25 protein-coding genes and 1 pseudogene are annotated in these 25,144 nt (G+C 55.7%); 13 read left to right on the forward strand and 13 right to left on the reverse strand.

Going from position 1 to position 25,144, the window contains the following annotated elements:
* Nucleotides 1-14: 14 nt before the first annotated feature.
* On the forward strand, nt 15-656 hold the full coding sequence (locus NB063_RS09995) for a GNAT family N-acetyltransferase (RefSeq protein WP_322975103.1): 642 nt from the start codon (nt 15-17) through the stop codon (nt 654-656).
* 625 nt (nt 657-1,281) lie between these two features.
* A complete protein-coding gene (locus tag NB063_RS10000; RefSeq protein WP_250928581.1) occupies nt 1,282-4,017 on the forward strand; it encodes a secretin N-terminal domain-containing protein in 2,736 nt (911 codons plus the stop codon).
* A 133-nt stretch (nt 4,018-4,150) separates the two neighbouring features.
* On the opposite strand, the gene NB063_RS10005 is transcribed toward NB063_RS10000, so the two are convergent.
* Nucleotides 4,151-4,585 (reverse strand): hypothetical protein, encoded by a 435-nt coding sequence (locus NB063_RS10005; RefSeq protein WP_250928582.1) that lies wholly within the window; start codon nt 4,583-4,585, stop codon nt 4,151-4,153.
* A gap of 407 nt (nt 4,586-4,992) precedes the next feature.
* On the opposite strand from NB063_RS10005, the gene NB063_RS10010 reads away from it, so the two are divergent.
* Nucleotides 4,993-5,895, forward strand: coding sequence for a hypothetical protein (locus tag NB063_RS10010; RefSeq protein ID WP_250928583.1), 903 nt, complete (start codon nt 4,993-4,995; stop codon nt 5,893-5,895).
* 267 nt (nt 5,896-6,162) lie between these two features.
* Here the strand turns inward: NB063_RS10010 and NB063_RS10015 are convergent, their stop codons facing one another.
* Both NB063_RS10015 and NB063_RS10020 read right to left on the reverse strand, forming a co-directional pair.
* Nucleotides 6,163-6,966, reverse strand: a complete 804-nt coding sequence (locus NB063_RS10015; RefSeq protein WP_250928584.1) for an FMN-dependent NADH-azoreductase — start codon at nt 6,964-6,966, stop codon at nt 6,163-6,165.
* A gap of 44 nt (nt 6,967-7,010) precedes the next feature.
* Nucleotides 7,011-7,292: a hypothetical protein gene (locus NB063_RS10020; protein WP_250928585.1), complete on the reverse strand. Its 282-nt coding sequence runs from the start codon at nt 7,290-7,292 to the stop codon at nt 7,011-7,013.
* Between the two features lie 300 nt (nt 7,293-7,592).
* Between NB063_RS10020 and NB063_RS10025 the strand changes: the two genes are divergently transcribed.
* The 9 genes from NB063_RS10025 (at nt 7,593) to NB063_RS10065 (ending at nt 16,966) form a co-directional block, all read left to right on the forward strand.
* Nucleotides 7,593-7,856 carry a helix-turn-helix transcriptional regulator gene (locus NB063_RS10025; protein ID WP_250928586.1) on the forward strand — a complete coding sequence of 88 codons (264 nt, stop codon included), beginning with the start codon at nt 7,593-7,595 and terminating at the stop codon, nt 7,854-7,856.
* 116 nt (nt 7,857-7,972) lie between these two features.
* A complete protein-coding gene (locus NB063_RS10030; RefSeq protein ID WP_250928587.1) occupies nt 7,973-8,587 on the forward strand; it encodes a hypothetical protein in 615 nt (204 codons plus the stop codon).
* Nucleotides 8,584-9,660: a hypothetical protein gene (locus tag NB063_RS10035; protein WP_250928588.1), complete on the forward strand. Its 1,077-nt coding sequence runs from the start codon at nt 8,584-8,586 to the stop codon at nt 9,658-9,660. The genes NB063_RS10030 and NB063_RS10035 overlap by 4 nt, the downstream gene beginning before the upstream one ends.
* A 2-nt stretch (nt 9,661-9,662) precedes the next feature.
* Entirely contained in the window at nt 9,663-9,929 is a 267-nt protein-coding gene (locus tag NB063_RS10040) for a hypothetical protein (RefSeq protein ID WP_250928589.1), read from the forward strand.
* A gap of 251 nt (nt 9,930-10,180) precedes the next feature.
* A complete protein-coding gene (locus tag NB063_RS10045; RefSeq protein ID WP_250928590.1) occupies nt 10,181-12,844 on the forward strand; it encodes a LamG domain-containing protein in 2,664 nt (887 codons plus the stop codon).
* An 8-nt stretch (nt 12,845-12,852) separates the two neighbouring features.
* Nucleotides 12,853-13,260 (forward strand): hypothetical protein, encoded by a 408-nt coding sequence (locus NB063_RS10050; protein WP_250928591.1) that lies wholly within the window; start codon nt 12,853-12,855, stop codon nt 13,258-13,260.
* 276 nt (nt 13,261-13,536) lie between these two features.
* The gene (locus tag NB063_RS10055; RefSeq protein WP_250928592.1) at nt 13,537-14,346 is read left to right on the forward strand and encodes a hypothetical protein; all 810 of its coding nucleotides are present in this window, start codon (nt 13,537-13,539) and stop codon (nt 14,344-14,346) included.
* 125 nt (nt 14,347-14,471) lie between these two features.
* Entirely contained in the window at nt 14,472-14,897 is a 426-nt protein-coding gene (locus NB063_RS10060) for a hypothetical protein (protein ID WP_250928593.1), read from the forward strand.
* Nucleotides 14,894-16,966, forward strand: coding sequence for a terminase gpA endonuclease subunit (locus NB063_RS10065; protein WP_250928594.1), 2,073 nt, complete (start codon nt 14,894-14,896; stop codon nt 16,964-16,966). The genes NB063_RS10060 and NB063_RS10065 overlap by 4 nt, the downstream gene beginning before the upstream one ends.
* 423 nt (nt 16,967-17,389) lie before the next feature.
* On the opposite strand, the gene NB063_RS10070 is transcribed toward NB063_RS10065, so the two are convergent.
* The 9 genes and pseudogenes from NB063_RS10070 to NB063_RS10105 all read right to left on the reverse strand — a co-directional run bounded on the left by NB063_RS10070 (nt 17,390) and on the right by NB063_RS10105 (nt 24,126).
* A complete protein-coding gene (locus NB063_RS10070) occupies nt 17,390-17,731 on the reverse strand; it encodes a YajG family lipoprotein (RefSeq protein ID WP_250928595.1) in 342 nt (113 codons plus the stop codon).
* 28 nt (nt 17,732-17,759) lie between these two features.
* Nucleotides 17,760-17,981, reverse strand: a complete 222-nt coding sequence (locus NB063_RS10075) for a prominin family protein (RefSeq protein WP_250928596.1) — start codon at nt 17,979-17,981, stop codon at nt 17,760-17,762.
* A 173-nt stretch (nt 17,982-18,154) separates the two neighbouring features.
* A complete protein-coding gene (locus NB063_RS10080) occupies nt 18,155-18,640 on the reverse strand; it encodes a hypothetical protein (protein WP_250928597.1) in 486 nt (161 codons plus the stop codon).
* 863 nt (nt 18,641-19,503) lie between these two features.
* Nucleotides 19,504-19,695, reverse strand: coding sequence for a hypothetical protein (locus NB063_RS10085; RefSeq protein ID WP_250928598.1), 192 nt, complete (start codon nt 19,693-19,695; stop codon nt 19,504-19,506).
* 121 nt (nt 19,696-19,816) lie between these two features.
* Nucleotides 19,817-21,016: a DUF1559 domain-containing protein gene (locus NB063_RS10090; RefSeq protein WP_250928599.1), complete on the reverse strand. Its 1,200-nt coding sequence runs from the start codon at nt 21,014-21,016 to the stop codon at nt 19,817-19,819.
* A gap of 1,018 nt (nt 21,017-22,034) precedes the next feature.
* Nucleotides 22,035-22,478: a TadE/TadG family type IV pilus assembly protein gene (locus NB063_RS10095; RefSeq protein ID WP_250928600.1), complete on the reverse strand. Its 444-nt coding sequence runs from the start codon at nt 22,476-22,478 to the stop codon at nt 22,035-22,037.
* A gap of 69 nt (nt 22,479-22,547) precedes the next feature.
* The gene (locus NB063_RS10100; RefSeq protein WP_250928601.1) at nt 22,548-23,486 is read right to left on the reverse strand and encodes a vWA domain-containing protein; all 939 of its coding nucleotides are present in this window, start codon (nt 23,484-23,486) and stop codon (nt 22,548-22,550) included.
* 24 nt (nt 23,487-23,510) lie between these two features.
* Nucleotides 23,511-23,702, reverse strand: a pseudogene (locus tag NB063_RS32575) (Tad domain-containing protein); the annotation flags it as partial.
* 4 nt (nt 23,703-23,706) lie between these two features.
* On the reverse strand, nt 23,707-24,126 hold the full coding sequence (locus NB063_RS10105; RefSeq protein WP_250928602.1) for a TadE family protein: 420 nt from the start codon (nt 24,124-24,126) through the stop codon (nt 23,707-23,709).
* A 251-nt stretch (nt 24,127-24,377) separates the two neighbouring features.
* Here NB063_RS10105 and NB063_RS10110 point away from each other — a divergent pair, with 251 nt between their 5' ends.
* Nucleotides 24,378-24,683: a hypothetical protein gene (locus NB063_RS10110; RefSeq protein ID WP_250928603.1), complete on the forward strand. Its 306-nt coding sequence runs from the start codon at nt 24,378-24,380 to the stop codon at nt 24,681-24,683.
* 273 nt (nt 24,684-24,956) lie between these two features.
* Here the strand turns inward: NB063_RS10110 and NB063_RS10115 are convergent.
* Nucleotides 24,957-25,144: hypothetical protein (locus NB063_RS10115; RefSeq protein ID WP_250928604.1), on the reverse strand; the 188-nt coding region annotated here is incomplete at its 5' end.

The raw sequence follows: 25,144 nt of genomic DNA on the forward strand, positions 1-25,144 counted from the left end.
GCCCCCAATCACCAATGTCATTTCAGCAACCAAGTCCCCAGGAGACCATCATGAATCGATGCAAGATTGAATCCCGATCCAACGTCGTCGTGGTCGACGCGATCCGCGATGGCGACCTGCTCGGGTTCGCCCACGTGGTTCCATGGCGAGACGGAGTGTTCGTGTGTCGGTTGCAAGTCAAGATCGAACATCGACGCCAGCGAGTCGGCACCGAGATCATGCGATGCATCCTCACCGAACACGGCGACCGTCCCATCTACCTGCACCCCGCTCCCTTCAACGGCGAGCCCATGGACACCAATCAACTCACCGCTTGGTACCAACGTCTCGGTTTCGAACCTTGTCCGCTCGACGTGGGCACCGCCCCGATCCTCCGCTACCAAGAACCCGAGCGAATGGACCGCTCACAACTTCGACACCTCCTCGTCGAAGCCATGGCCGACCCCGATCACAAGGCCGTCACGATCACCTACCGATCCAAGCAGCACGTCCTCACCACACGCACCATCAGCCCCATCCGCTTCGAACCCGCCGGCACCGTCCTAGCAACCTGCTGCGGCCGAGGCGAACCCCGCAAATTCACCTTCGATCAAATCATCACAGCAGAAAAGCGTGATGCGAGTGACGTGTTGATGCCGGAAGGAGTGGATAGCTAGCCGAGTAGTATCAGTACTCCATAGCCTTGGAGTGGAAACAAGCCGGACTCTTTCTCTGCAATTTCTAGGTCATCATTCCATTTTGCGCGAGATGCATGTGTTGCATTGCTCAATCTTCGCAATTTTCCCTGTATGGGCACTAGTTGCAAATATTTGGAGATCGATCAGGTTGCTTCTTGAGCGTGCGATCAAGCTCCACGTCATCTGTGTGCGATAATACCTTTAGGGCAAGCATTTGGCAGTGCTTTTGAGAAACGTTTGCTGCAAACGTGGGGCATTTCGGAAGCGAACACTGCCAACTGTTTTGGCGATTTCTGCGCCCGTTGTGACTAAAAGGGTGTTTGGTTTTCTATTGAGACCGACGCTTTTAAGGCACACGGGCCAGAACGCCTTTCTCGCTTATGCAGCAAAGAACTGTGTGTCACCTTTTATGGCTGCAGTCGTCGCGTCGTAGTGAAAAAAAGCGACGGAATTCTTTTAAGGTCGTGCGTCGCCTTGAACCCTCTATACAATGGTCAGTGCAGCGGCACAGAGTTCATCGACCGCTCACAATTGTCATATCAAAGTAATTGCGCGACTGTTGATTTGTGCAGTGTGTTACCTGAGCACCAATAGAATTTTCCTGATGAATAACGACGCACTCGAGCGTGGAGAACAACATTTCATCCGTACTGAGCAGTGGATGACGTCATTTTTGTCGATTCTTCTCCTCGTCGTGCTATGCCACGACGTTGCTGCGCAGCAGACAGTTAGTGAAGTTGAGCAGACAAACGCTCCTATCGCGACGGCCAGCAGTTCAGAATCGGGCAGTTTGAAGTTCCAATTCAGTGAAGCGGCATGGCCAGACGTGTTGCGCTGGTTTGCCGATGAGGCTGGACTGGCATTGGACATGACAAATGTTCCCGATGGCACATTTAACTATGTCGACAATGAATCTCACACGGTCCGAGAGGCGATCGATATTCTCAACGGGTATCTGCTTCCACGCGGGGTTGTTCTCTTGCGACGTGACCAATTCCTGGTTTCGATCGCGACGGATGACCCCAACCTCGCAAACATGGTCCCTACGATCAGTTTGGAAGAGCTGGCCGAGCGTGGCGAAAACGAACTACTGCGAATTGCCGTTCCGCTTTCCGGATTCGAATTGGGGCCGGTAGCCGAGCAATTGCGAGGCATCCTTGGTGCGAAGGGGGTCGCGTTACCTGTCGACTCATCGGATTCGATCGTTCTGCAAGGTTTCGGTAACAGTCTTCGAACGGCCGTCGAGTTGATACGTCGTTCCGTAGCCCCACCGTCCGACGAGAAACTTACTTTCCGTTCATTCCCACTTCGGCACATCGCAGTCGGAGAAGCTGAGCGTCAGATCCAATCTCTCATCGGTCTCGGACAGAACCCCTTTCAAGCGTCCATGATGCGCAGACAACGCGAGTATGATCGCCGATCGCGTGGGCGGGACGACAACGAGGAACGAGAAGACAGTTCGCCGAATCCTCTGGTTGCAAACTTGGCAATGAACATGAAGGTGTCTTCATTGCGGCACACCAACAGCCTCTTGGTCACCGCGACCCCCGCGGGAGTCGAACTGATCGAACAGATGCTCGAGTCGATCGATGTGCCCTCGGTGAAGTCGCCCGACACCCTCTTCGCCATGGGGGGGCCGGTGCTTCGCGTTTACACCGTGGACAATGCGGATGAAGACGACGTCGCCGAAACCATTGAGTCCGTCATCCCCGGCGTCGTGATCAACGAGGACGGACGCAACAACTCCATCCATATTTTTGCCACAGAGGAAGAGCACCGCGAAGTCGAAACACTGATCAACACAATTGATTCCGGTGGCATTGGCGATGGTGTCGAGGTCATCTCGCTTACTCGTTCCAATCCCGCTGAAATTACAGGGATGCTAGAACAGTTGTTTTCGAACGAAGACCGCGACGACCGACCGTCTATCTCGCCAGGATTGCGGACTCGATCGATCGTCGTCCGCGGCACATCGGCACAGCTCGGCGAAATCCGCAAGGCACTGGCGTCGCTCGGCGAAGGTCCCGACGCCGTCAAGCACTCAATGACCGGCGGTGGTCCGGTCCGGCGCCTTCGAGTTGGTGACAAAAATAGAGCGAAACGCATCGCGAGCTTTGTAAAGGAGTTGCTCCAGGATGACTCTCAGTATGGCGACAGCGTTCGTGTAATCACGCCCGACGCAACCATCGACGGTGATCAGCAACCCAGCATCATCCGTAGAGATCGATCAGATCAACGCAATTCCGATACGATGCACCATCGTCCTCGATTCAACAACCGCGAAGCCTTTGCGCCATCGGACCACCGAATGGAAGCGAAGAGTCGTTCGAGCGAAAGCGACTTGGCGTCGGTGATCGCCGACATTCAGACAGACGCAAACATTCTGCCGACGTCGTTCACACGCTTTCAAGTCGCGGAATCGCCCATGCAGTCGCAACGTTTTGTGTCGGACCAGTACTCGAGAAACCCAATCACGATTGAAATCGAGGGCGACGACATTCTGATGTATTCAGACGATGAGACGGCGTTGGATGAAATTGAGTCCATCATTCGTGACCTGATCAAGCAACTGCCTTCCCGAAAACAATGGAACGTTTTCTACCTCCGGGCCGCGCCCGCCGATGTGACCGCTCAAACGTTGGTCGACCTCCTGCGAGCCAACAATTTCACCGAAACCTATTTAGGGGTTGGGCCGGAGTACGAACTCGATTCAGGCATTCCTACTACAATGCGAATCGTTCCAGACGCACGAACGAATGCACTTTTTATCAGCGGTCCATCGGATCAAGTTGATCGTGCTGCGGAACTGATTCGCTTCCTCGACACCACTGACCTGCCTGCTTCGCTTCGCGATCGCCTACCTCGCACAATCGAATTGCAATACGCCGATGCGACCACAATCGCGGGCCTAGTTCGCGAACTGTTCAAGGACTTGTTGGTTGACCCCAATGCGGTGCGAAGATCTAGTCGGGACCGAGATCGTGATGATGACCGCGATGATAATGACGAGGTTAGTGTCGTTTCGGCGACACCGGTCAATGCCCCAGGCCTACGTCCGTCCGGGATCCAATTGACGGTCGCGGTCGATGAGAATGCCAATGCATTGCTAGTCGCCTGCAACGACCAAATCTTTGAACAGATTAAATCTGTCGTGGCAGCTCGCGATCAAGCAGCAAAAGAAAACGAGCCTGTCACTAGCGTCATCTCGGTCTCTCCAGCGATAGCTCCGTATTTGCAAAACATGTTGTTGCAGGACCAACCGCAGGTTCGAACGACGAATGAATCGGAACGGCAACGACAACGGGGACGTTCTAGAAACACGAGGCCTGGTCGGGATTAAGGGGAAAGGTGACCGACCCTTTTCGGGTTCGATACCTTAATTACTGGAGATTGTACCAAGGCCATGGCCCGTTGCCAAAGAGCCAAGGTGTGCCCGAACAGCCTCAGCGTAAAAACCATATTGTCCGCCGGTCTTATGTTGAAACGGCATTGAAGTCGTGAGGGATTGCATCACGTTGAGGCAGGCAAGCGATCAATGCCAATGCCAGCATGGCCATCGGGGCAATGACGATCCATGATCGGTGGTGATCCACGAACACGTGTGACAATTCCACGGCAAATGACAGCAAGCCGATCACGGAAAGGATGACGCCGAGTATGCCGGTGCGAACACGACCGTTGCGATATGCCAGCGTAAAACCGATAGCGCCGAATGCAAACGCAACGAGGTAGGTTAGTACTACTGCTGTCGAGTAGTCCGAAACATAGGGCGGTCCAAAACCGGAACGAAACGAGTAGCTGTAGAATGACCACTGTAGAGAGTGGCCCCCGAGCAGTGCCGTGAAAGCGGTGAAAGCAGTTGAAGCAAGCAGGATTAATGCAGCATGGATCGCGAGTAACATACGCATCAAGAAAGCTTCGTTGACAGGTTGTTCACGTGCAATTCGGGATATGGGTGGTGATCTTGGGAAAATTCGAGCGGACAACGGAAGGTTTTAAAAACACCGCCCAAAACGAAGCGGACGATGCTTGAGCTACGGAAAGTGTACCAAAGCGAGCCCGCGTTGCCAAACATGGAAGATGTGCTGGGCGAGGGAAAAGGTGTCCGGGAAAAGGTGTCCGACACCTTTTCGGGTTCGACACCTTTTCGGGTTCCAGGCGGCTAGGCGTCGGTGACACGCCTCCGATGTCCCTGGGGAATTTAGAACCGGTGCTGAGGACGGAACGACACGGCGACGTTGACGCTTCCGTCAACTAGAATCAGTGTCATGAATTCGAGCAATAGCAATAATTTGTTCAGCGGAGAGAAATAGCAGTGAAAGTATTTGTTAGTTGGTCAGGTAAACGAAGTCATCATATTGCGACCGCCCTACGGGATTGGCTGCCGAACGTACTCCAACCTGTGCGACCATTTATCTCGTCGCAAGACATCCTGAAAGGTGCACGCGGAAACGTCCAAATCACCAAAGAACTCGAAGAGGCGGTGGTCGGGGTAATCTGTCTCACGAATGAAAACTTGACGGCACCTTGGATCCTCTTTGAGGCGGGGGCTCTCTCTAAGCTCACGTCAGCATATGTCTGCACGTACCTCTACGATTTAGAACCTTCAGACATCGCACCGCCCTTGGGCCAATTTCAACACACGAGGTCCACGAAGAAAGAGACGTTTGCATTAGTCCAAACCATCAACGCCGAATTACCAGAAGCAAGTAGGCTTGGAGCAGATCGGTTACGAGACGCATTTGAAATTTGGTGGAGCAAACTTGAAACTAAACTAAGCGAGGTGCCACCAAAACCAGAAGAGGAAGAGAGCCCTCCAGAACGCACGGAACAAGACAAAATAGACGAACTGTTGGAACTCGTAAGACGCCTTGGCTCGAATAGTTCAAATAGGAAAAACGATATAGTGGTTCAACTCGGCAGAGCAATATTCCATGGGCACAGCGTAGTGCCAGCGGAAAACGCAAAATGGTTCGAATGTACTATCGATATGCAAAAGCTGCCTGACGCTGCAGTGGTAGAGTTCATGGCTGCGGTAGTTGATATTAACGGAGTTGAGAACAGCCACATTTTCGATCTCCGTCGCATGCAGGTTGATATTACGGGTCACTCCCTTGAAGAGGCGAGGCACAGTCTAGGTGAGTTGCGAACACTTGCGGGCTCCCATGGCTTGGATTGCAGCGTCCGCCAAACAACAGTTGTCGGAGCCCAAGCGTAGGTAGTTCAATTGAGAAACTGAGACACCACGTGGCAACCAGGGAGTTGTTGTTGGGAAGGGGAAAGGTGTCCGACACCTTTTTGTGTTCCGAAGCAGATATCGAGATGACATTGTGAAGCCAGCAGAGCAACGTTAGGCAATTCACGACTCCGTCGAATAACGTTTGAAATCACGCGGTTGCGGCCAAGTGACTTCACCATCAGAAAATGCGCGATCCGCAACTCGCGTGCATTTCGTTGTTATCCGACATTTTGGAGTATCGAACCGCTACATGGCTGTGACTAGCTTTTCGATGAGAGTAGCGACGCCATCTTGTGCTTCGTCAATGGATCTACGATGGCGGTCATCGCCAAACTCTTGATATTCAATCCCGATGTGGTGAATGTAGTCGTCCCCATTAACGCCAAGATAGAAAGAACAAGTCTTTATGTGAGGCACCAAGTGATTCATGTGTTCCCGTACTCCTCCACTGTCGAATCCGAATTCACCCGATGAAGTAAGGATGACGAGCGTCTTGTCGGATAGAATCGGCTTGAGCGGAAAGTCTCCGCGATCAAGATCGAACGAGAAGGTCTTGTTGATGCGAATGACTTGGTCGAACCAGGCTTTCAGCGAAGAAGGCATGCCATAATTATACATCGGCGTACCAAGCAAAATGATGTCAGCAGCCGCAAGCTCTGCAATCAGGACATCCGAAAGCGTAAGCACTTTTGCCTGCTCTTCTGATCGGTCGGAAGGAGGTGTGAAAGCGCAGGCAATCCATTCTTCGGTCACGGGAGGAGGCGCGTCTCTGCCAACGTCGCGTTCGACGACCACGTCTTCCGGACGGTGTTTCAACCAGTTTCGCACGAAATGCGAAGAGAGGCGCCGCGTAAGCGAACGCTCACCACGGGCGCTAGCGTCGATTTTGAGGATTGTCGTCATGGATTCTTGTCGGATAACTTGTTTTTCACCGTTCGCACCGGTGAGAATAAGTGGCCTTGGGGTGTTTGCCCCGGTGCACCGGTGAGAATCAGTAGGCCGCTCAACCGACTGTGTATCCACTAAAGCAACTCGGCTGGCGGTGCTCATTCTGAGTGTTTTTGGTGGCGTTTGCAACATGGGGGTGGGTCGGTTTACCCCTGGGTGCTGCTGTGCCACTTTCTTACGTGTTCCCGGGTTACTTGCAGGGGGCCGTCGTGGTGCCAAGGGAGTTCTTTCCATTCGCCGCGGTAGTGGATTTGCCAGTGGTCGCCTTGCGTGTTGAGGCGGCCGGGGCGGTTGTTCTCTAGCGGGCCGTAGCGGATTCGGTCGGGGGAAATGTTGAGGTTCCTGGCGATTTGTTGCCGTGTCTCTTCCATCAACGCGGTGATGTCGTCGGAGGTGAGTCGGCGGCGGGATCCTCTTCCTCGGTTCATGGGTGGGAGCTTGGGGTTTGTCGGCCATTTGCTCCGCAAATGGATTTGGGGGGGAAGCCATTTGCGGAGCAAATGGGCGACTATGCAAATGGAGTTGGGGTGGGAAGCCATTTGCGGAGCAAATGGGCGACTGTGGAACGGCCACGGGGGAGGATCGCAAATCGTGGGACACGTTTGGTCATGGGGGCGTGGCGGTGGGGGAGGTTTTTTTGTGGGTGTTGGGGATGATGGGAGATAGGGAGAGGTGGGGAGAGGTGGGGATCAAATTGCGGAGCAATTGGGCGACTATGGGAGAATGCTTTGGTTTTGAATTTGACGGATGCGGGGGTGCGGATTGGGAAGTCGCGGACGACGGTGCGGAAGATGATTCTGCGCGGGTCGCTGAAGGCGAAGGTGGATCCGGATAGCGGGCGTCTCGTGGTGCGCGAAGAGGAGATAGAGCGGTATCTCGATTCGTTCGAAGACTTTGTTCCACCTTGCGATGATGCGGCCGATGAAGGCGACGCGGCCAAAAACCTTGCGGACGAAACGGTACTTTCGCAACCTTCGCACAGACGCCCTTAGTTTGAATTGACGCACCCGGTTCGCTCGCCAACGATTCAATCATCAGTTGATTTGAGTCTCTTCTCTCCATCCGTGGCGGGTGTCGTGTGATCCATTCGCAAAGCCGATTTCGCGTCGTGCGTCAAAGATGTGTGGCCCCGTTGTTGGGTGTCTCGCTCGCGTTGCTGTTCGTGTTCTCGATCGGCTGCGAACCGGCACCGGTTCGTGTGCGAGCGTTGCCCGCGCCGGCGGCGGAGTTGCCGCCCGCGAACTTGCCTCCGTCATTGCATCAACGCAATTGGACGGGGCCGAAGCGGCAAGGCAGCTGCGTGCACGCTTCGATCGTCAATCACCTGCGTTGGTTGAACCAGGATGTTCTCGCCCGCCGGTGGCGGGCGACCTACAGCGACGGGGAGTGGGACTCGAGGTTGCGGGATCGGCTTGATGCCGCCGGTGTCGACTACAGCTTCACGTTGAAGGCGGATCCGCGGTTCCTGGATTGGGCCTCGATGACCCGGCGTGGCGCGATCTTGTGGTGGAAACCGTCACATTGCTGCACGTTCATGGGATGGGTCGAACGGGATGGACGCCAGTACGCGGCGATCCTGGATAACAACTACCCGGGCCGTTTCGAGCTGACTCCGCGTCAACAATTCATCCGCTTGTGGGCAGGCTACGGCGGGTTCGCCCTGACCGTGCTGCACCCTCCAGCGTCCTCACTCACCTATCGCAGTTACGAGCCGATCCTATGACCACACCCGAAGTACGCGTCCGGCTGAGTGTCGGATTGTTCTTGATCGCGATCCTGCATGTCGCGGCACTTGTCGCCACGCAAACGGTCGTGCGTGAACGCACCACGGGCCCCGCCGAAACGCCGTCGTGGCAGGTTCCCGATCCGTCGCACTCCCCGCAACGCGGCAATACGATCGAAAGATTAGCCGAACCGCCGGCGGTGAACTACCAAGCTCAAGGCGAACTCAAGCAACAGTTCGTTTCGAATTGCGGTCCGTGTGACACAGGCACTGTCACCCGGCGTTGGGTCGGGCCGAGCGTGGTGGTTGGGCCGAGTCGTATTGTTCCCAATCGTGTCGTTCCCAACAACGTGACACCTCCGCGTGTCGTGCATCCGGTGCAGCCTGCGGCCGTGCCGGCACCGACGGTTGTCAGGCCAATGGTTCATCCTCAGCCGGCGTCGATTCTGACCAACGCGGCACCGCCCCAGCCTCGCAAGGGATTTGAGATCGCGTTGTTCGTGACGAACGATTCGCGGAGTCGTCAATTGGTCCATTGGTTCGATACGGATCCTGGATTGCGAACGCTAAGACAGCGGTGTGAGTTTCAAACTTACACGCAAACCAACCCGCTCTACAAATCGCGATTCGCGTCGATCGTGCCCCCGGAGCAGTTCCCGGTAGTGCTGTTCCAAGACTCGACCGGAGGTCACGTGCACGCGGCGGGTCGGAACATGATTCCGAACTCTCCGGCGGAGTTGTTCGCGGACATGAAGGCGGCGTTCGGGTTGTACCAGCAAGCGAAGTCGGCGGTGCGGACGGGGCTGGTGAAAACGAGTGGCTATTCGTGGGACGACGCCATCACGCCGGTCATGCAGCTCGAGGCGGAGGACTGCCCCGATGGCTATTGCCCCAATGAACCGCCGGCGGACGCTTGGCGGCCGGGGGATCGCATCCGAGATCGGTTGTTCGATGGTGCGGTGGATGCGGCCAAACCAGTGCTCGACGAGTTGATGCTCCGGCTCGTCGCCGGCGTTGTGATCGCGATCGCGGTCGTCGGGTTGATCGTTGTTCTGATTCGCCGAGGAGCGTGAACATGTTGTTGTTATCTGTAGCCGCGGTCGCGGTGGTCGTGTTTGTCGTGGTGTTGTTGATCCCGCCAAAACCGAAACGCGTTGTCGACGTGAATTCGATGGCTGTGCCGATGCGATCGGTGAGCCATCGACGCCAGCAAATTGAAGAAGAATCGACAGCGATCGCGATGGAATACGAACGTCGTGCGAATGAGGTTTGGATGGCGGAGGTGACCGCGAAGGCGGTTGAGTTGTTGTGGGATGAGGAAGGGGAAGAAGCTAGCGGCTAGAAGCTAGTTGCTAGTTGCTTCACCCTCCCTCTGGGAGGGTCGGTCCGTTTCGGGCCGGGGAGGGCGAGTGCTGAATCGATGCGCGGCCCTCCCCTCGCTTCGCTCGACCCTCCCAGAGGGAGGGTGAAGTGTGGGGCACTGCGGATCACCGAAAGTCTCGGCGACTTTCGCTACGTCCTCGACCTTCGTTTCTAGCGGTAACCGTCCACCCGAGGCTCACAGCTAGTCGCTCAACCTAAGGACGCACGACGATGACCACAACCGTTCTGACGCTCGATTCGAAACGTTGGTATGACCCGAACTCGTCGTCGTACAAGACGACGGGAGAGATGTGGGCAGGCTATGAAGACCTCTACAACTACGACGTCGTTCGCTGCGCGTACCGCTTTATCTTGCCCGCCGGGTATGAAGAAGAGTACATCCTCAGCGTCATTCTCGCCCTGACGGTCAACGCAGACAATCAAGGGTACGGGGCCGACACCATTATCGGTCCGCATGACGGAACCACGGCGTTCAACTCCATCGACCTGACCCCGTCTGGCAATTTCGATCTCCTTCTCCCGAAAGGAATCGAAGACGATTACATGGGATTCGGCCGCGACTACACCGTCACCCAAGGATCCACGGCAGTCGTCAACGTCGATCTGACCGACGCGATCAAGATCGCGATCGAAGAAGGAAAGATTGACAGCGGCGGCATCAATATTATCTGGGACAACCATCCCGATTGGTACGGGTATGACTACCTCAAAGACAACAACGTTGCACCGACGTTGACCCTCACCACCGGCACACCGCCGGAGCCTAGCCCCTTTGGACTCGGCGACGAGGTCTGCTTGTTCCGCGGCCCAACGGGCAACGATGACTTAAGCACCCACGCGCACGACGGCACCTACCAGGGAGGTTTGACGGTCGCGGCCGACACGGGTGAAAACGGGGTGAGTGCGTTCGACATGGACGGCGTGGACGATCGGATCAAAGCGTACACGATCGACCAGGATTCGAACTGGACCCTTGCCGCATGGGTCAAAATCAATTCCGGCAACCAGAAAGGCTCTTGGATCAAGAACAATTCGCAAGAGGCGAACGACGAGATTAGCGGTTTCTCAATTGGGATCGGATCCACCGACTACGAAACGGCAGGCAGAAAGCTGCTGTTGCTGAACTCGAGCAAAGCGTGGTCGGTTTCGAGCTACACGTTCGCCAACGATGGCTGGCACCACATCGCGCTGACTCGATCGGGCAACGACATGACCGCCTACGTGAACGGGGCATCGGTTCACACCGCATACTTCGTCCCCAACACGGACGGAGACATGATCTCCTTTGGCGGTTTCGAACATACGAGTCAACAAGTTGGCACGTTCCTTCGGTATGCCCCGAACCGGATGGACGACTGCTGTCAGTTCGACCGGGTGCTCGATAAGTGGGACATCCAGGCCCTGGCGTCACGCCGAAACTATGACCACACATGGGGACTGCACGGCCTCACCCACCGATACTGTGCAACCCTCACTGACAACATCACCGATTCCTTTGGGATTTCCCATGGTTCCTTCCAAGGAGGCATGGGCACCGAAGCGGACGTGACGCACGGCGGAACGAAGGCGTACGCATTCAACGACTCCAACGACTATGTCTCGTTCGCTTCGGAGCACTACTCCCCCGGAACAAAAGACTTCTCGTTCTCCTGCTGGTTCCGATCGGACACAGCGGGGGCGGGCACCCAATGGATCTATTCGAATCGGTCCGGAAACAACTCGATTGGTGTTTTCACTTACTCCGGCAAGATCCGGATCCACATGAGTGATTCATCCTTGAACATTGTTCAAGTCGACAGTGCGACAACGATTTCGGCTGACACGTGGTATCACATCGCATTCACGTGGGATGGTTCTGCGAATGAAACCCGAGTCTTTATCAACGGTACTTATGAATCGAGCGGCACCAATGGCAGCATCGGTTCGATTGACGTCAGTGATGGGGCTGCCCCGGTGATGGGCGCGTACAGCGGAAGCGGCGGATCGTCGACCTACCGCATCTACGGGGCGGTAGAAGACCTGATGATTTTCAGAGTCGAACTCGACGACTCGGTGATCGCCGAAATCGCAGACAACCCGCCTGGTTGGGACGGCGTGATCGTCGAGTCCGTCGTCGCGACGATCACGCTCGATGACGTCACGATGTCCGCAGATGCGGTGTCGGTTGTCTCGGGGGACGTCGGGATCGTGCTCGATGACGTATCGATGGCCGCATCGGGAGCGTCACGCGTCTCGAGTGAATCCACGATCGTGCTCGACGACGTGGCCATGGATTCCCAGGGCACTCAATTGTCCGTTGCGCGTGCGTCGTCGTTCATCACCCTCGATGACGTGACGATGACCGCCGTCGCCGATTTGGTTGTGCACTCCACCTCGACGATCATTCTCGATGACGTGTCGATGAGCGTCGATGCCGAATTGATTGTGGGTGCCGCGTCAACGATCGCCCTTGATGATGTGTCGATGGTCGGCAGCGGTGACTCGAGCGTCGCCAGCGTTGCCTCGATCACGCTCGATGACGTGAGCCTGGCGACGGCCGGCGAATCAATATTGATCGCTGAGTCAACCATCGTTCTCGACGACGTCACGCTCTCGAGTGGATCTCAAACAAGCGTCAGTGCGACGTCCACGATTGTTCTCGATGACATTGCGTTGTCGATCGATGTGCCATCGAACAATCGCATCTCGGTCGTTCTCGACGATGTGACGATGGACTCGAGTGGAGCCAACATTGTGGGTGCCGATGCAACCATCGTTCTCGATGACATCTCGGCCACGATCGTCGCGGCGGTGTCATCGCTGACCGGTGACGACGTGCTGTTTCCAAACGACCTTTTCCCCGGTGAACTTTTTACAACCGAAATCTTTGTCTAGGAGCAAACATGACATTCAAACTGGCCGTTGCCGTCCGTAACGCATTGCTCGACGCGATCGAGACCTCGATCGGAACCGATGCGGTACTCAAGATCCGCAGCGGTGCCGCGCCGACCAACATCACCGACAGCGATTCGGGCACCGTGCTCGCGACCCTCACGCTTCCCGCAGACTGGCTCGCCGACGCCTCGGGCGGATCCAAGGCACTCGCGGGAACATGGCAGGATCTGTCCGCCGATGCGGCGGGCACCGCAGGTCACTTCCGGATCTACGCCTCTGACGGAACAACGCAAAAGGGCCAAGGAACCATCACGGCGACCGGAGGCGGCGGCGACATGGAGCTCGACAACACCGTGCTCGCGTCGGGGCAGGAATTCAACGTCACCGCCTTCACTCTGACAGCGGGGAACGCGTAGGAGAAACTTCACCCTCCCTCCGGGAGGGTCGGCCCGCTTCGGGCCGGGGAGGGTTCAGCGTTGGATTCCACACCGGCCCAGGTCCCGGCCCTCCCCTCGCTCCGCTCGACCCTCCCAGAGGGAGGGTGAAGTGATGACGTACTCCCCGTCTCCCATACTCCCCCACTCCCTGACTCCCTGACTCCCTGACTCCCTGACTCCCCCACTCCCTGACTCCCACACTCCCCCACTCCCATACTCCCCCACTCCCACACTCCCCCACTCCCCATCTCCCAAATGCCCTTACCCGTCACCCAAGGTGCTTCGTCAGTCATCTTGCCCGTTCGTGTTCTCAACGATGCCAACGCGCCTGTCCTTGGTCTCACAGACGAGAGTGCGGGGTTGGTGGTCGAATACAAGATGGTCGGAGAGGACTCTTGGACGTTGATCGAATTGGAGGCGGGGACGATCGGCGAGCACACCGAGGGTGGATGGGTCGAAGACACCGGCGGCGACGGTTTCTACGAACTCGGGTTTCCGGACGCCGGCATCAATCACGGCAGCGTCACGCGAATCCGAATCAAGGCACCGTCGCAAACCAAGTATCGCTATGACTGGTTGACGGCGATGCAGGTGTCACGCGATGAAGTGCCGAGCGGTGAGACGATTGCCACGCGTGTCGCTGAACTGCTGTCGTCGCTGCGCATCGACGTGCAACAGAGCGTTCAGATCACGGGCGATGATCTCGAGTTCGTGCGTGGTGACGACTACATCGCCCATCCCGTCCGCGTCAACCTCGACACCAGCGGTCTCGAGGATCCAAACGAAGACTTGTCGGCATTCCGGTTGGTGTTGTCGGTCTACTCGAGCGAAACGGAAGCCTTGTTTGCGATCGCGGCCGACATCGTAGGTGATCCCGGATCGCAATACGCGATGTTCGCTCCGCCGGCCTCGCTCACGGAAACGTGGGCCGCCGGCACGTTCAATTTGTTGTACCGAATCGAGTACGCCGCGAACAAATACTGGACGATCAAACGTGACGCCACGTTCCGAGTCGTTGCCTCGGATACCGATCCGGATGACATCACCGACGTGACTGCGGAGTAGAGGTATCACGGATTGCCAGCCAAGACAAAACATCCGAGAGCGAAACCACCGATCCGGTTTATGTCGCCACGGTTCAGGACGTCGCCAATGCGCTCGGCCTGAATCAACGCACGATCAAAGAGTACTTGGCCAAGGGCGCACCGAAGAAGACGACCAAGGGATACAACGTCACCGCGATCCAGCAGTGGCGAATCGAAAACGTCAAGACTCAGCCGAAAGACGAATCCGAATTCTCCGTCCGCATGGCGATGGCGCGATTGCGGAAGGAAGAAGCCCTCGCCGAAGAGGCGGAATGGAAGGCCAAAAAAATCGAACTCGAACTCCGCAAACAAGCCGCGAACCTCGTAGACCTCGATGCGGTGGATCAGTTCTTCACCCAATTGATCGCGGGCGGCCGTCGTCAACTGCTGCGGATCCCCGAAGAGATCGCGGCCGGGTTCCCCGAAGACCAACGCGTCGAAGTTCGCGACCTGATCGCCAAGCATCTCGAGATGTGGCTGCGGTCGATGAACGCCAAGAGCAAGAACCTCGCGGGGATCCGTGAACTATGAGCGCCAACCTACTCCCGTCGCCGATGTCCGATCCGATCGAGTTCAATAACTCGATCGACCTTTCTGATATCGGTGGCACGCTCACGCTCGCCGAGACCACGCACGATGCATGGTTGCCTCCCGAGCCGGTCAACACGTTCGAGTGGTTGTGCGAGAACATGCACTCGCACAAGGGTGCCCCGTTCAATCCCGTGCAGTTCCCGTGGACGAAAGGCATCTGCGAAGCATGGGACGATCCCCGGACTCGGAACATTTGGGTCAAGATGGGATCCCGGCTCGGAAAGACCGAAGTCTCTCTCGGCTGCCACGCTTGCGCCCAGAGGCACGATCCCAATACGGGCATGATTGGTGCCTCGACGCAGCGACTACTCGAGAAGACGATCGGAGACCGGTTCTACGGCATGATGGCGAAGACGCCGGCACTCGCGGACCTGTGCCCACCCAAACACCGGCAGAATTCGCACAAGGTCTCGACGCGAACCTTCATCACCTACGGCGCGTGGTCCGGATCGCCCACCACGCTCGGCGACATCGACCCCAAGTACGTCAACCTCCTCGAGGTGTCCAAATGGGTGCGCGAGCAGAAGAGCGAATCCGACTCGATCGAGCTCGCTCTCGCCCGCGGTAGCGAAATCCCCGACCGCAAGTTTCTCGGTGAATCGACACCGACGATCAAAGGGGCATGCCGGATCACGAAGTTCGTGGAGCGTGCGTCCAACGAGTATTTTCATGTGCCGTGCCCGCACTGCAATCATCACCAACGTTTGCGGCGGAACACAACCGGCGAGCGTAAGGATGGCGGGTTGATGTGGGACGGAGGCCCCGAGGAGGCCATTAGTCCGGAGAAGGCGTACCAGACCGCTCACTACGTTTGCGAATCATGCCACAAGAACATCGACGAGACGCAGCGTCGATCGATGATTCAAAAGGGCGTGTGGTGCGGTACTGGGCAACGCGTCGACAAGAACGGAGAACTCGTCGGCAAGCCGGCCAATGGGATCCGGGAGCGATCGTTCAACTTGTCGCGAATGTACGGGTGGACGTTCACGTTCGCCGATTACGCTCGTGCGTATATCGAATCACTCAGCCTGTCCGGGCAATCGTTCGCCAACGACTGGGAGGGCGAGGCGTGGGTGCCGTTGAAAGTCGAGATGGAGTGGGAGCAACTCGCCAAACGGTTGTGCGTCGGCGATTGGGAGCTCGGCCAGGTCCCCGAGGGTTGCTACTTCCTAACGTGTGCGGTGGACGTGCAAGTCGATCACTTTGTCTGCGCAACGTTCGGATGGGACAACCGTCAACGCGGTTGTTTGATCCGCCACGGCACCGTCGACACGTGGGACCAGGTCCGGGAGTGGATCCAGCGGCCGTACGAGGCGCTCGATGGTGGTTCGGACATGCGAGCACGCATGACGTTGATCGACAGCCGGGACGGTAACCGGAAAGATGAGATCATCAACTTCTGCCGCTCGGTCAACGACGAGGCCGGCCCTCACGTGTACCCGTCGATGGGTGGAAACCACGGCAGCATGAACCTGCGGTTCTTCCGCAAACTCGCGATCGATGCCGACAACGAGATCGGCAAGAAAGCGAAGCGGAACATCGTCCCCGGCATCCACCTCATCATGATCAACACGACCGTGTTCCAAGAGTGGATGGACAACGTGATGGTCAATCGTGTCCCCGGTGACGACATGTCGATGATGCTGCCTCAATGCCTGATCGAAGATCAAGATTTGTTCGATCAGTTGCTCAACGAGAAGCTCAACAAAGAGAAGGGCATTTGGGAGCACATCGACACGCTCGTGCCCAACGACATGCGAGACGTGTTCCGATACGGCCGTTGTGCCGCGGAAGTCCTCACCAATGGCAACTGGGCACGGATACCGAAGCACCGTCCGCGACAGCTGCCTGAGTCAGAGGCGGATCGACATCAACGCCAACGTCGAACAGCCGAGCAGCTCAACCGAAACCGCGAATCGGGCGGCAAGCCAAATCAATCGAAGAAAAGATTCGTTCGGCGTCCGTCGTCGACATCCAGCAAGCGGTTCGTCCGGAGGAAATCGTTGTGAGCCAAGAAACCCCGTCAACCGCGTGCCCAAAATGTCACGAAGGCACGATGCGAGTCGAAACCACCCGCGTGCAAGAAAAGATCGGCACCCGAACCCAGTACTGCGTCTGCACGATCTGCCGCCACCGCTTCAAGAGAATCGTACCCATCACCAACGCCCCAGTGAGAAAAGGGATGGTAGAGTCGTGGGAGAGCCGCCGGGTGACGACGCGGGAGTGATGGTGGGTGCGGTGTTTGACCACGAAATACACGAAGGACACGAAAGTGGTGGGTGGATTTGTTTCGTGTGGTTGGTGGAGCAAATGGCCCTGCTTTGCTATCGGAACGGCGCGAGCCGTCCGGTGTCACATTGAAAAAGCTGCTGTGACCGTAGAAGACTCGTGCCACCTTTACTTCGTCCTGGCACTTTTTCTTCATCTACGGTTCATCGCATCGAGACCTCGACCGCGTCGAATCGGGGTTGCCACTTCTTCTTGAAGGCCTCGCGTTCGGCAGCTGATAATTTGGCGACCTCGGTGGAAAACTTGGAATAGGCAGACCGAATCGGTGACACAATCTCCGGGATCCTTGCCTGTTCGGCCTCGCTGAGTTCGCCATCCACGTTGGTACGCTGTGCATTGAATTCGTCCATCCGCTTCCGCGACTCCACCACGACGTCGAGATATTGCTCGGCAGCTAAATCGGCAGAGGTGGGCGACGAACCGCAACCTACAAGGCCAAGGGATACGATGAGAAAACAAATTAGCAGAATTGGACTGTAAAGCATTCGGATTAGCTGATCGGTCTGAAGGATGTTACCTTGTCCGGATGAAGAAGGTGATGCTACCGATCGCGAAACTGCAGATCAAGAACGCAACGCCGATGCCAACCGCTTCAGCCCCGGTCGCGGGGATGCCGCCCCGGTAGGAAAACTCGCCCGTGATCAGAGTCATGACGCCCAGAAACAAAAAGATCGCCGAAATAAAACGCAGCGGTTTGCATGCCTTCGGCGGTATGTACCAAAAAGAGTTAGACATCAAGTTTGACTCTACGGAAAACAGGGGTATGAGCAAAGCAAGTTGTCTGACACCTTGTTGCCCACCATCCAATGAAAGCCCATCGAACCTGCGTTCACCCGCAAGCGGTTCCACACTCAGCGATCGACATGAGGCCACGCTGTCCTTTTCGTTCCCAAATCGGGTCGCGTCGCTCAGTTTGACGGAATGACTTCGACTCGGACCATTGTCGAAAGTAGTTCGACGAAGGCTTTCGACTCTCGCTCTTGGCTTCCTTCTAGGTCGAAGAGGCGTTCCCCCCGGTGCATCCAATCGGGGAACATGCTGTTGTTCGTGAACGTCCCATCGCCAATGAAGTGAAACAGGTGAACCTGCTTTCCGCCAATGAGTCTCAAGCCTACGCTGAACCAATCGGAACTGTCGTGAGCGCTCCACGATCCGCCCAAAGCATTGTCCTGATAACCATACGTAATCGCCTCGATGTCGCCATACGGAAAGGCGTGATGTCGCTTAAGAACCCAAAAGTATCGCGAGTTAAGATGAATTTTTTCTGATTGAGGGTCAACCTCGACCTCTCGTATGGCCAGACCTAGGAGCAAGATCCGCAGCCGCCAAGCCGTCTTGGCGACAATGCAACATCCGCGTTTTTTAATACGTGGGCAGATGGAGAATAGTCGCATGATGCAGTCTCTTCGTCGACGTTTCCATTATAAAAGACGGTCGCACGCTGCCGTGCAGCGGCAAAGCAAGGATCAGCAGCGGGCGAATAAAGGTTTCAGGGCTCTTCGCTCGGAACCGGTTGTTTTTTCTTGGGCCTTCCGCGGGGGCGGAGGGTGGATTCGAGTTCGCGACGACGTGCGATCGATTCTACCCAAGTGGATTGTCCGAGGGGACTGCCTCGACGAATCGATCATCGGATTTGTTCGAGCTCTTTGAGCGAAGAAAAGGTGGCGAAGAAAAGGTGGCCGGCGAAGAAAAGGTGGCCGGTACCGTTGCAGTTATTTGGTACCGGCCACCTTTTTTTGCCCACCTTTTCTTACCGCTGAGTCCTCCACCACCGATCCACCGTTGCAATCATGATCACCAAGATGACGAGAGCGAACGCCGATCTCTCTACCCGTTCCGTCATGGTCACGACGGTTGGCATGTAGCCGCGCGCTTCGCACCATGTCATCCCAATATCAAAAACCCAGAAGAATCCAACGACTAGGATCACCCACTTCACGCAAGCAAGTGCGATCTTAAAGCAAGCAAGTGCGATCGCTTTGGTCCATGGCATTGGACGCGACAGCGCACCATCGTCGCGGTCTTCGCGTTCTTGTTCGGTCGGCGGTGAATATGGGTTGTCGATCTCAAGTCCATCGATAGCAGAATGAATCCATGTAAGTCCGAGCTTTGATGGGTGGGAGTCAATCGTTAAAAAACTGGCGACTCGGACCCGTGACGAAGAAGAGGTGGCCGGTACCGTTGCAGCTATTTGGTACCGGACACCTTTTCTTCCTCATTCCGTGCGAACTATAAGGCCAGAGACAAACAGTGAGTATCAGGGTGACGGCTGCTCTTCCGCCTGGGATTCTTCGGCCAGCAATTTCTTTTCGTAATCAGACAACTCAGACGGCCGCTCAATCACCGTTGGTTCTGAGCTCGTACCACAGCCCACCAAAGTAAGAGTATTGGCCGCTAAAGCAACCGCAAAAAAGGCACAGAGAGGCAACTTCCATCGCAGAACAATCATGATTACCAGCAAAGTAAAAAGGTATTTAAGTTAGTGGGAAGACGAGCAACACAAACTCCCGCACAATCTCCACGCACCCAACTGGTGCGTGGATCATGAGGCAGACGAGCGTGTCAATGCACTAGAACTCGCTATCGATAACCTCTTTTGACGCGCGAGTCCCCAAAGCCCCCCAGAGGCCATACGTACTCTGCTGACCAGCCCCTGCCGGAGCGGCGGTCTGGGTCCCCGCCTCGATACTGTCGGTAATAAACCGTACAGCGCCATCACCCATCAAGATATGCGCGCCACCTTGATGCCGACTTGAGACGGTCCCGTACCCATGCGAGGCGTCTGCGGTGTTCCAGAAACAAGAAACGCTATTGGGCGGGCGAATTGTTTGGACCGCTGTAAAGCTGAGCGTTGAGTGTGCCCAACGGTGCCCACGTTCAATAATCGTTCCTGTAACAAATTGGGGACGACTCGGGTCAATCGCTGCATCACAGGCTTTCGGATTAGTCATCATCGCGATAGCCCCAACAGTGACCGCATCGCCGACCACCTCGTTAGTGCCAAGACTGGTCGCCGCTTCCCCCATGGCGATTGTATTGGCAAGCCCATCAAGGACGTCACGAAACCCCGTTTTGTTGCGCATCCAGAAGAACCCACGATTGGTTCCTCGAGCCTGCGTGGCTGCGGCGTTATTAGCAGTACCCACTGCGCGGGCGCTATCGGATTGCTCCTTTGCAGAGGGGCTTGCCCCACAATCACAGTCCCAATTGGCAGCCCGATTCTTCCCGCCGGAATGCACGAGATAGATGGCGTCACCGACACAAGCCGCATAGTTTGTCCGCCCCAAACCGGGGAGCCCCTTCCCAGGATCGCTGGGGCAACGAAGCCCTGGTAGCTCGGTGTTCCATGGAATGTACTGCGACTGCCACGGCTGAGGACCCATCGCGGGCCAAGGCGGGGACTGAGCCGTGCCGTCAACTCTTTCGACGCTAGGATTACTAACTTGTTCCCAAACTGCTTGCTGCTCCATGAATGGAGTAATGGGAACTAGCATGCTTAGCGACCCAAAATTGTTCAGCCCGGTCGACTTCCGATCGGTCCCACCGCTGTGTATCGGAAGCTGATTGTACGCGGCATGGTAATTGTGAAGAGCCAAGCCAATTTGCTTGAAATTGTTGCTGCAGCTCATCCGGCGAGCTGCTTCTCGCGCTGCTTGAACCGCTGGCAAAAGCAGGCCTACGAGGACGCCAATGATCGCGATCACGACCAGCAGTTCCACCAATGTGAAACCGCGTTTGAAATGAATCTTGTTCTCTGAGTCCGTCTTCATCACGCACCTCTTTTTATTATTGTTTACGAAATTCGATTTAAGTTCAGTGACTGCCCGCTACTGTAGATACCCAGCATGACTGGAAGGCTAATCTTCCCACTCTAGAATGCGTGATTTTGCATTTCCTTTGTCAAGGATGAAAAACGGTTTTTAAGGGGTATTATATCGACCGCTATTGAGTGCAACAACGAAGAAAATGCCTAGAAAAAACTTTTGAGTTCCGCTAGCGGTTTGCAATTGGCATGAGTTTAGATTTGATCGTCGGCGAGAATTTCGGTTTTCCAGGTCAATGCGGGAGAGACCAGGAGGGCCATTTCACCAGATGATCGTGCTCGAGCCGAGCCGCATCGCAGTCCTTCGTTCGATGAAAGCGCGAGCCGATCTTTCACAGCAAGCCCCGTGAGAGGGGTGGTGTTGTCAAACGCCATGTCTGCTGAGCATTGCTGTGAGGTTTAGTAAATTTCGATGTTTAAATGGTGGACATACCACTGTACGTCGCTTGCCAGGAAACGTGTCGATCCGCAATCAGGTACGCTCGCGGAGGGACTCCAGTGAGTGTGTGATTGGACACTCTTTCGATTTGGTGATCTCGACCATGGCGGGGACTGGGTTCAAGTCAATCTTGGCTCGCTAGGTGTGCGTTTGTCCCTGCTTCTTGCCGCGGGATACGCTCACCGAACCGATCATTTTCGCCGAAGAAAAGGTGTCACGAAGAAAAGGTGTCAGGACTCTTTTCTCTGTCTCGATTCTTTTTTCTTGGGCCTTCCACGTGGGCGGAGGATGGATTCGAGGTCGAGGCGACGTGCGATCGATTCTACCCAAGTTGACTGTCCAAGGGGGTTGCCTCGGCGAATCGACCATCGGATTTGATCGAGTTCCTTTTCGTCGAGTGGTTCGTTGACTCGCGGGAGCCAATTGGGCGAGCGCGGAATCGGCCATGGCGACAGGAGCCTTGGCAGCGGTTCGCTGTTTTGGACAGAAGAAAGGTGTCAGGACTGAATGACACCTTTTCTTGCCCTCAAGGCGTTGCGGGAGGAGCGACGGCCTGAGTCATCTTGGCAGCCGCACGCTCTGCAAACATCCGAGTTCGTCCCGTCAGATCGCCACTAAAGTAGACCGGTGACACCCAGCTGTTGCCTTGAACTGGAACCGTCACGTTCACTTCCACTATTTCAGTGTCGTCTGTGATTTTGGACGGGGTCACGCTTACGGTGGCGTTTTGGATGCCAATCGCATCAAGATAATTAATCGCCTCGTTTTCAACATCACTGGAGTTGGCACCGATGATCATTCCCTTTCGCGCTGCGAGGTAGGAAGAGTACTCCACCGATTGCCGTAGCATGGACAGCCGAACCATTTCAATGGCTCCGAACACCAGCATCAGCAGTACAGTCATCGTGATCGCAAACTCAACAACGACCGCTCCTTGCCGAGGCTTGGAAATGTCTACGTTTTCTCTCAAGCGATTGCACTTCGTGGGAGCACGCTTGCGCGTCGGTCGTACGCGATGCCTCACGCGTGTCTTCATATTCTATTCCGTAAGCATGGATGGTAGACGGCGCGCAATTTGCTTGAACGCCTCGTTCAGTTGCTGCGCGTCTTCGGCGTGATAATGGGTGCCACCGGTCATGTCAGCAATTCTTTGCATCAGCCCCTGATTAGCTTCGAAGCTAAAACTGACCGTGTATATCGGAACTGATTTCTTGATTGCTTCACCTGCCGCATAAATTGGGTCCGTCCCCGTATTGTGGTTTCCATCACTCATCACAACCAAAGCATTGCTGGCCCAAGGACGACAGTATTTAGGGTCCGATACAGAAGCGAGTCCCTCGAGAATTCCGTCACCAACATTCGTGCTTCCGCCATAAAAGTTAGCTGATAGTGTGTCGAGTTCATCGGATATAAGTTGATAGTCATCGGTCAGCGTTTGATGGCAGGCAGAGGCGTGCGCATATCCACACAGAGAAACTTTCTCGATCTTGGCTGTCTGTGACAACTCATTGCAGAAGCTATTTACCGAGGCAACAAGGTCTAGCCAACGGCTATTTGGAGCGACTGGGTCGCCCGTTTGCCAGCCTGCCGGTTCGGCTACGGGTGGGGAACGGGTTTGACTAGATTCGTCTGCCGCGTATCTCATTGAACCGCTTCGGTCGACAACGACACTGACGTCGAGTGTTGTGAAGGTGTGTGTCGCAGTACATTGTGGACGAATCTCTCGAATCAATCCCTGGATAGGAAATAGCGGTGGGATTGGCTTTCCAGCACCAGAGGCGAAAGAATCCGTTGTAAGCCGAACGGCGTTGCCGTTTGCGGCAGCAGTGAAACTGTACGCTTTGCCCTTCGATTGACGCTCACTTAGTCCGAATTCTAAATCGGTGGCAGCGATCGGCACGACGACGCCGTCAATTGGATTGAAAGAGGACATTTGCTGGGCTGCCGCTACAGATGCGGCTTGGTCTTGAGTTTCCATGAACGTTGCGCTCGCTGCTCGTGTTGCCGCATCGGTCACAATCTGCGTCCGAGTTCGAACTGATTCGACGTATGCAATATTGATCGCAAACGCGCTGATCACAAGCAAAACCGAAAGCAGCATCGAGACAACGACTAAGATGCTTCCCTTTCGTTGACGTGAAGAGAAGCAGACGGGGGAATGCCAATTTCGGACATTTAATGGGGGCGTGTGCATCAGGTTATTCGGCTCGCATGACGACGGTTTCAGAAAGAACTTTGCCCGCAAACAATTGGCTTCCAATCATCGTGTTTTTGTCGCACTGCGCGGTGACTGTCACTTGGAATGTGCCTCCTACCTGCAGCGTTTCCGGCGTTGGTGAGGTGACCACATCATAGCCGTCGATGCCTCGATCCTCGAGGAGCATTTCACACTGCTGCTGCACAACTGCGCTACTGGAGCCTGGCAGGACTCCAACGCGAGCCCCCTCGTAAGCTACGATGGCTAGATTCTGCCGCAAGTAAATCGCACGGCAGGTTTCCAGCGTGCCAAAGAAAATCAGTACGATTAAGGGAAGGCAAATTGCGAGCTCAACGACCGCGATACCAGTTCGACGAGACTGACGCTTTCGTTGCCGCTTTTTGCAGGTGCTTGATGACATGTCTGGTAGGATAGGAATGGCTAGGAGGATTGTTCGGTTGATCGCCAAGGACTCGAGCGATGAAAATTCGCCCCCGTGTTCAACTCTTAGCTCACTTTCGTAGCATGTGATGTCGATGTGGTTCCGCAACGTAGTCGACACCGCTTAAAGAAAACACAATGTAAGGTATGACGCAGTTGTATCTGTCGTTGCGATTATAGGTTTCGGACTTGAAAAGCCCACAGATGGTTCGCAAAGAGATTCACTGTCACATGATCGGATACAACTTGGTTCGAGCTGCCATGCTGGCTTCGGCGTTGAAGTTCAAGATGAATCCAAGCCAGCTGAGTTTTACCGGTGCGCTGCAAGCTATCGAAGAATTCGCCTCGTCACTTCGAGTGGGGGCAGATCGTCGAGATCAACGGTGGGATAGTCTGCTGGAAATCATTTCCGAGTTGATAGTAGGTAACCGGCCCGGCCGACAAGAAAAAAGAGAAATCAAGCGTCGCCCGAAGAACTACCGGCTCATGACTTGCCCGCGCAACCCGAACCGAAACCGTTACGCCACAGCAGCTTAGGCCTATGCCCGTGCCATTCAGTCCTGACCCCTTTTCTTCGCTCGATACGCCATGACGTTCCCGAATCGGTAGCCCTACGCCGCTATCGCTACGTCAAGGAGTGCGAGCTTAACCGCGCTGGCTTGCGACTCACGGATTTCGTGAGTAGACGGACTGACGCCTCCGAGCCAAGGTGCGGCACTCCGGGCAAATGAACCTACGGTCCGCTCGGTGACACCGATAGATGGTCCTAGCTGACTAAATCCAGGTTGCTAATTGTTGGGTAGACGGGCACTAGTGCCGGTAAAAGAGTCCTGACCCCTTTTCTTCGCCAAACGGGGTAAACGAGGCATAGGAGTTCTCACGACAAAGGCACACACGATCACACGCCATCATTGTGTCTGTCCGCTGAACGATGTTCAACCCCGAAACGCGAGTCTGACCCCCACGCGAAGCGTTTGCCGCGAGTCTGACCCCCACGC

Origin of the sequence: Aporhodopirellula aestuarii (assembly GCF_023701485.1) — a bacterium.
Lineage (GTDB): Bacteria > Planctomycetota > Planctomycetia > Pirellulales > Pirellulaceae > Rhodopirellula > Rhodopirellula aestuarii.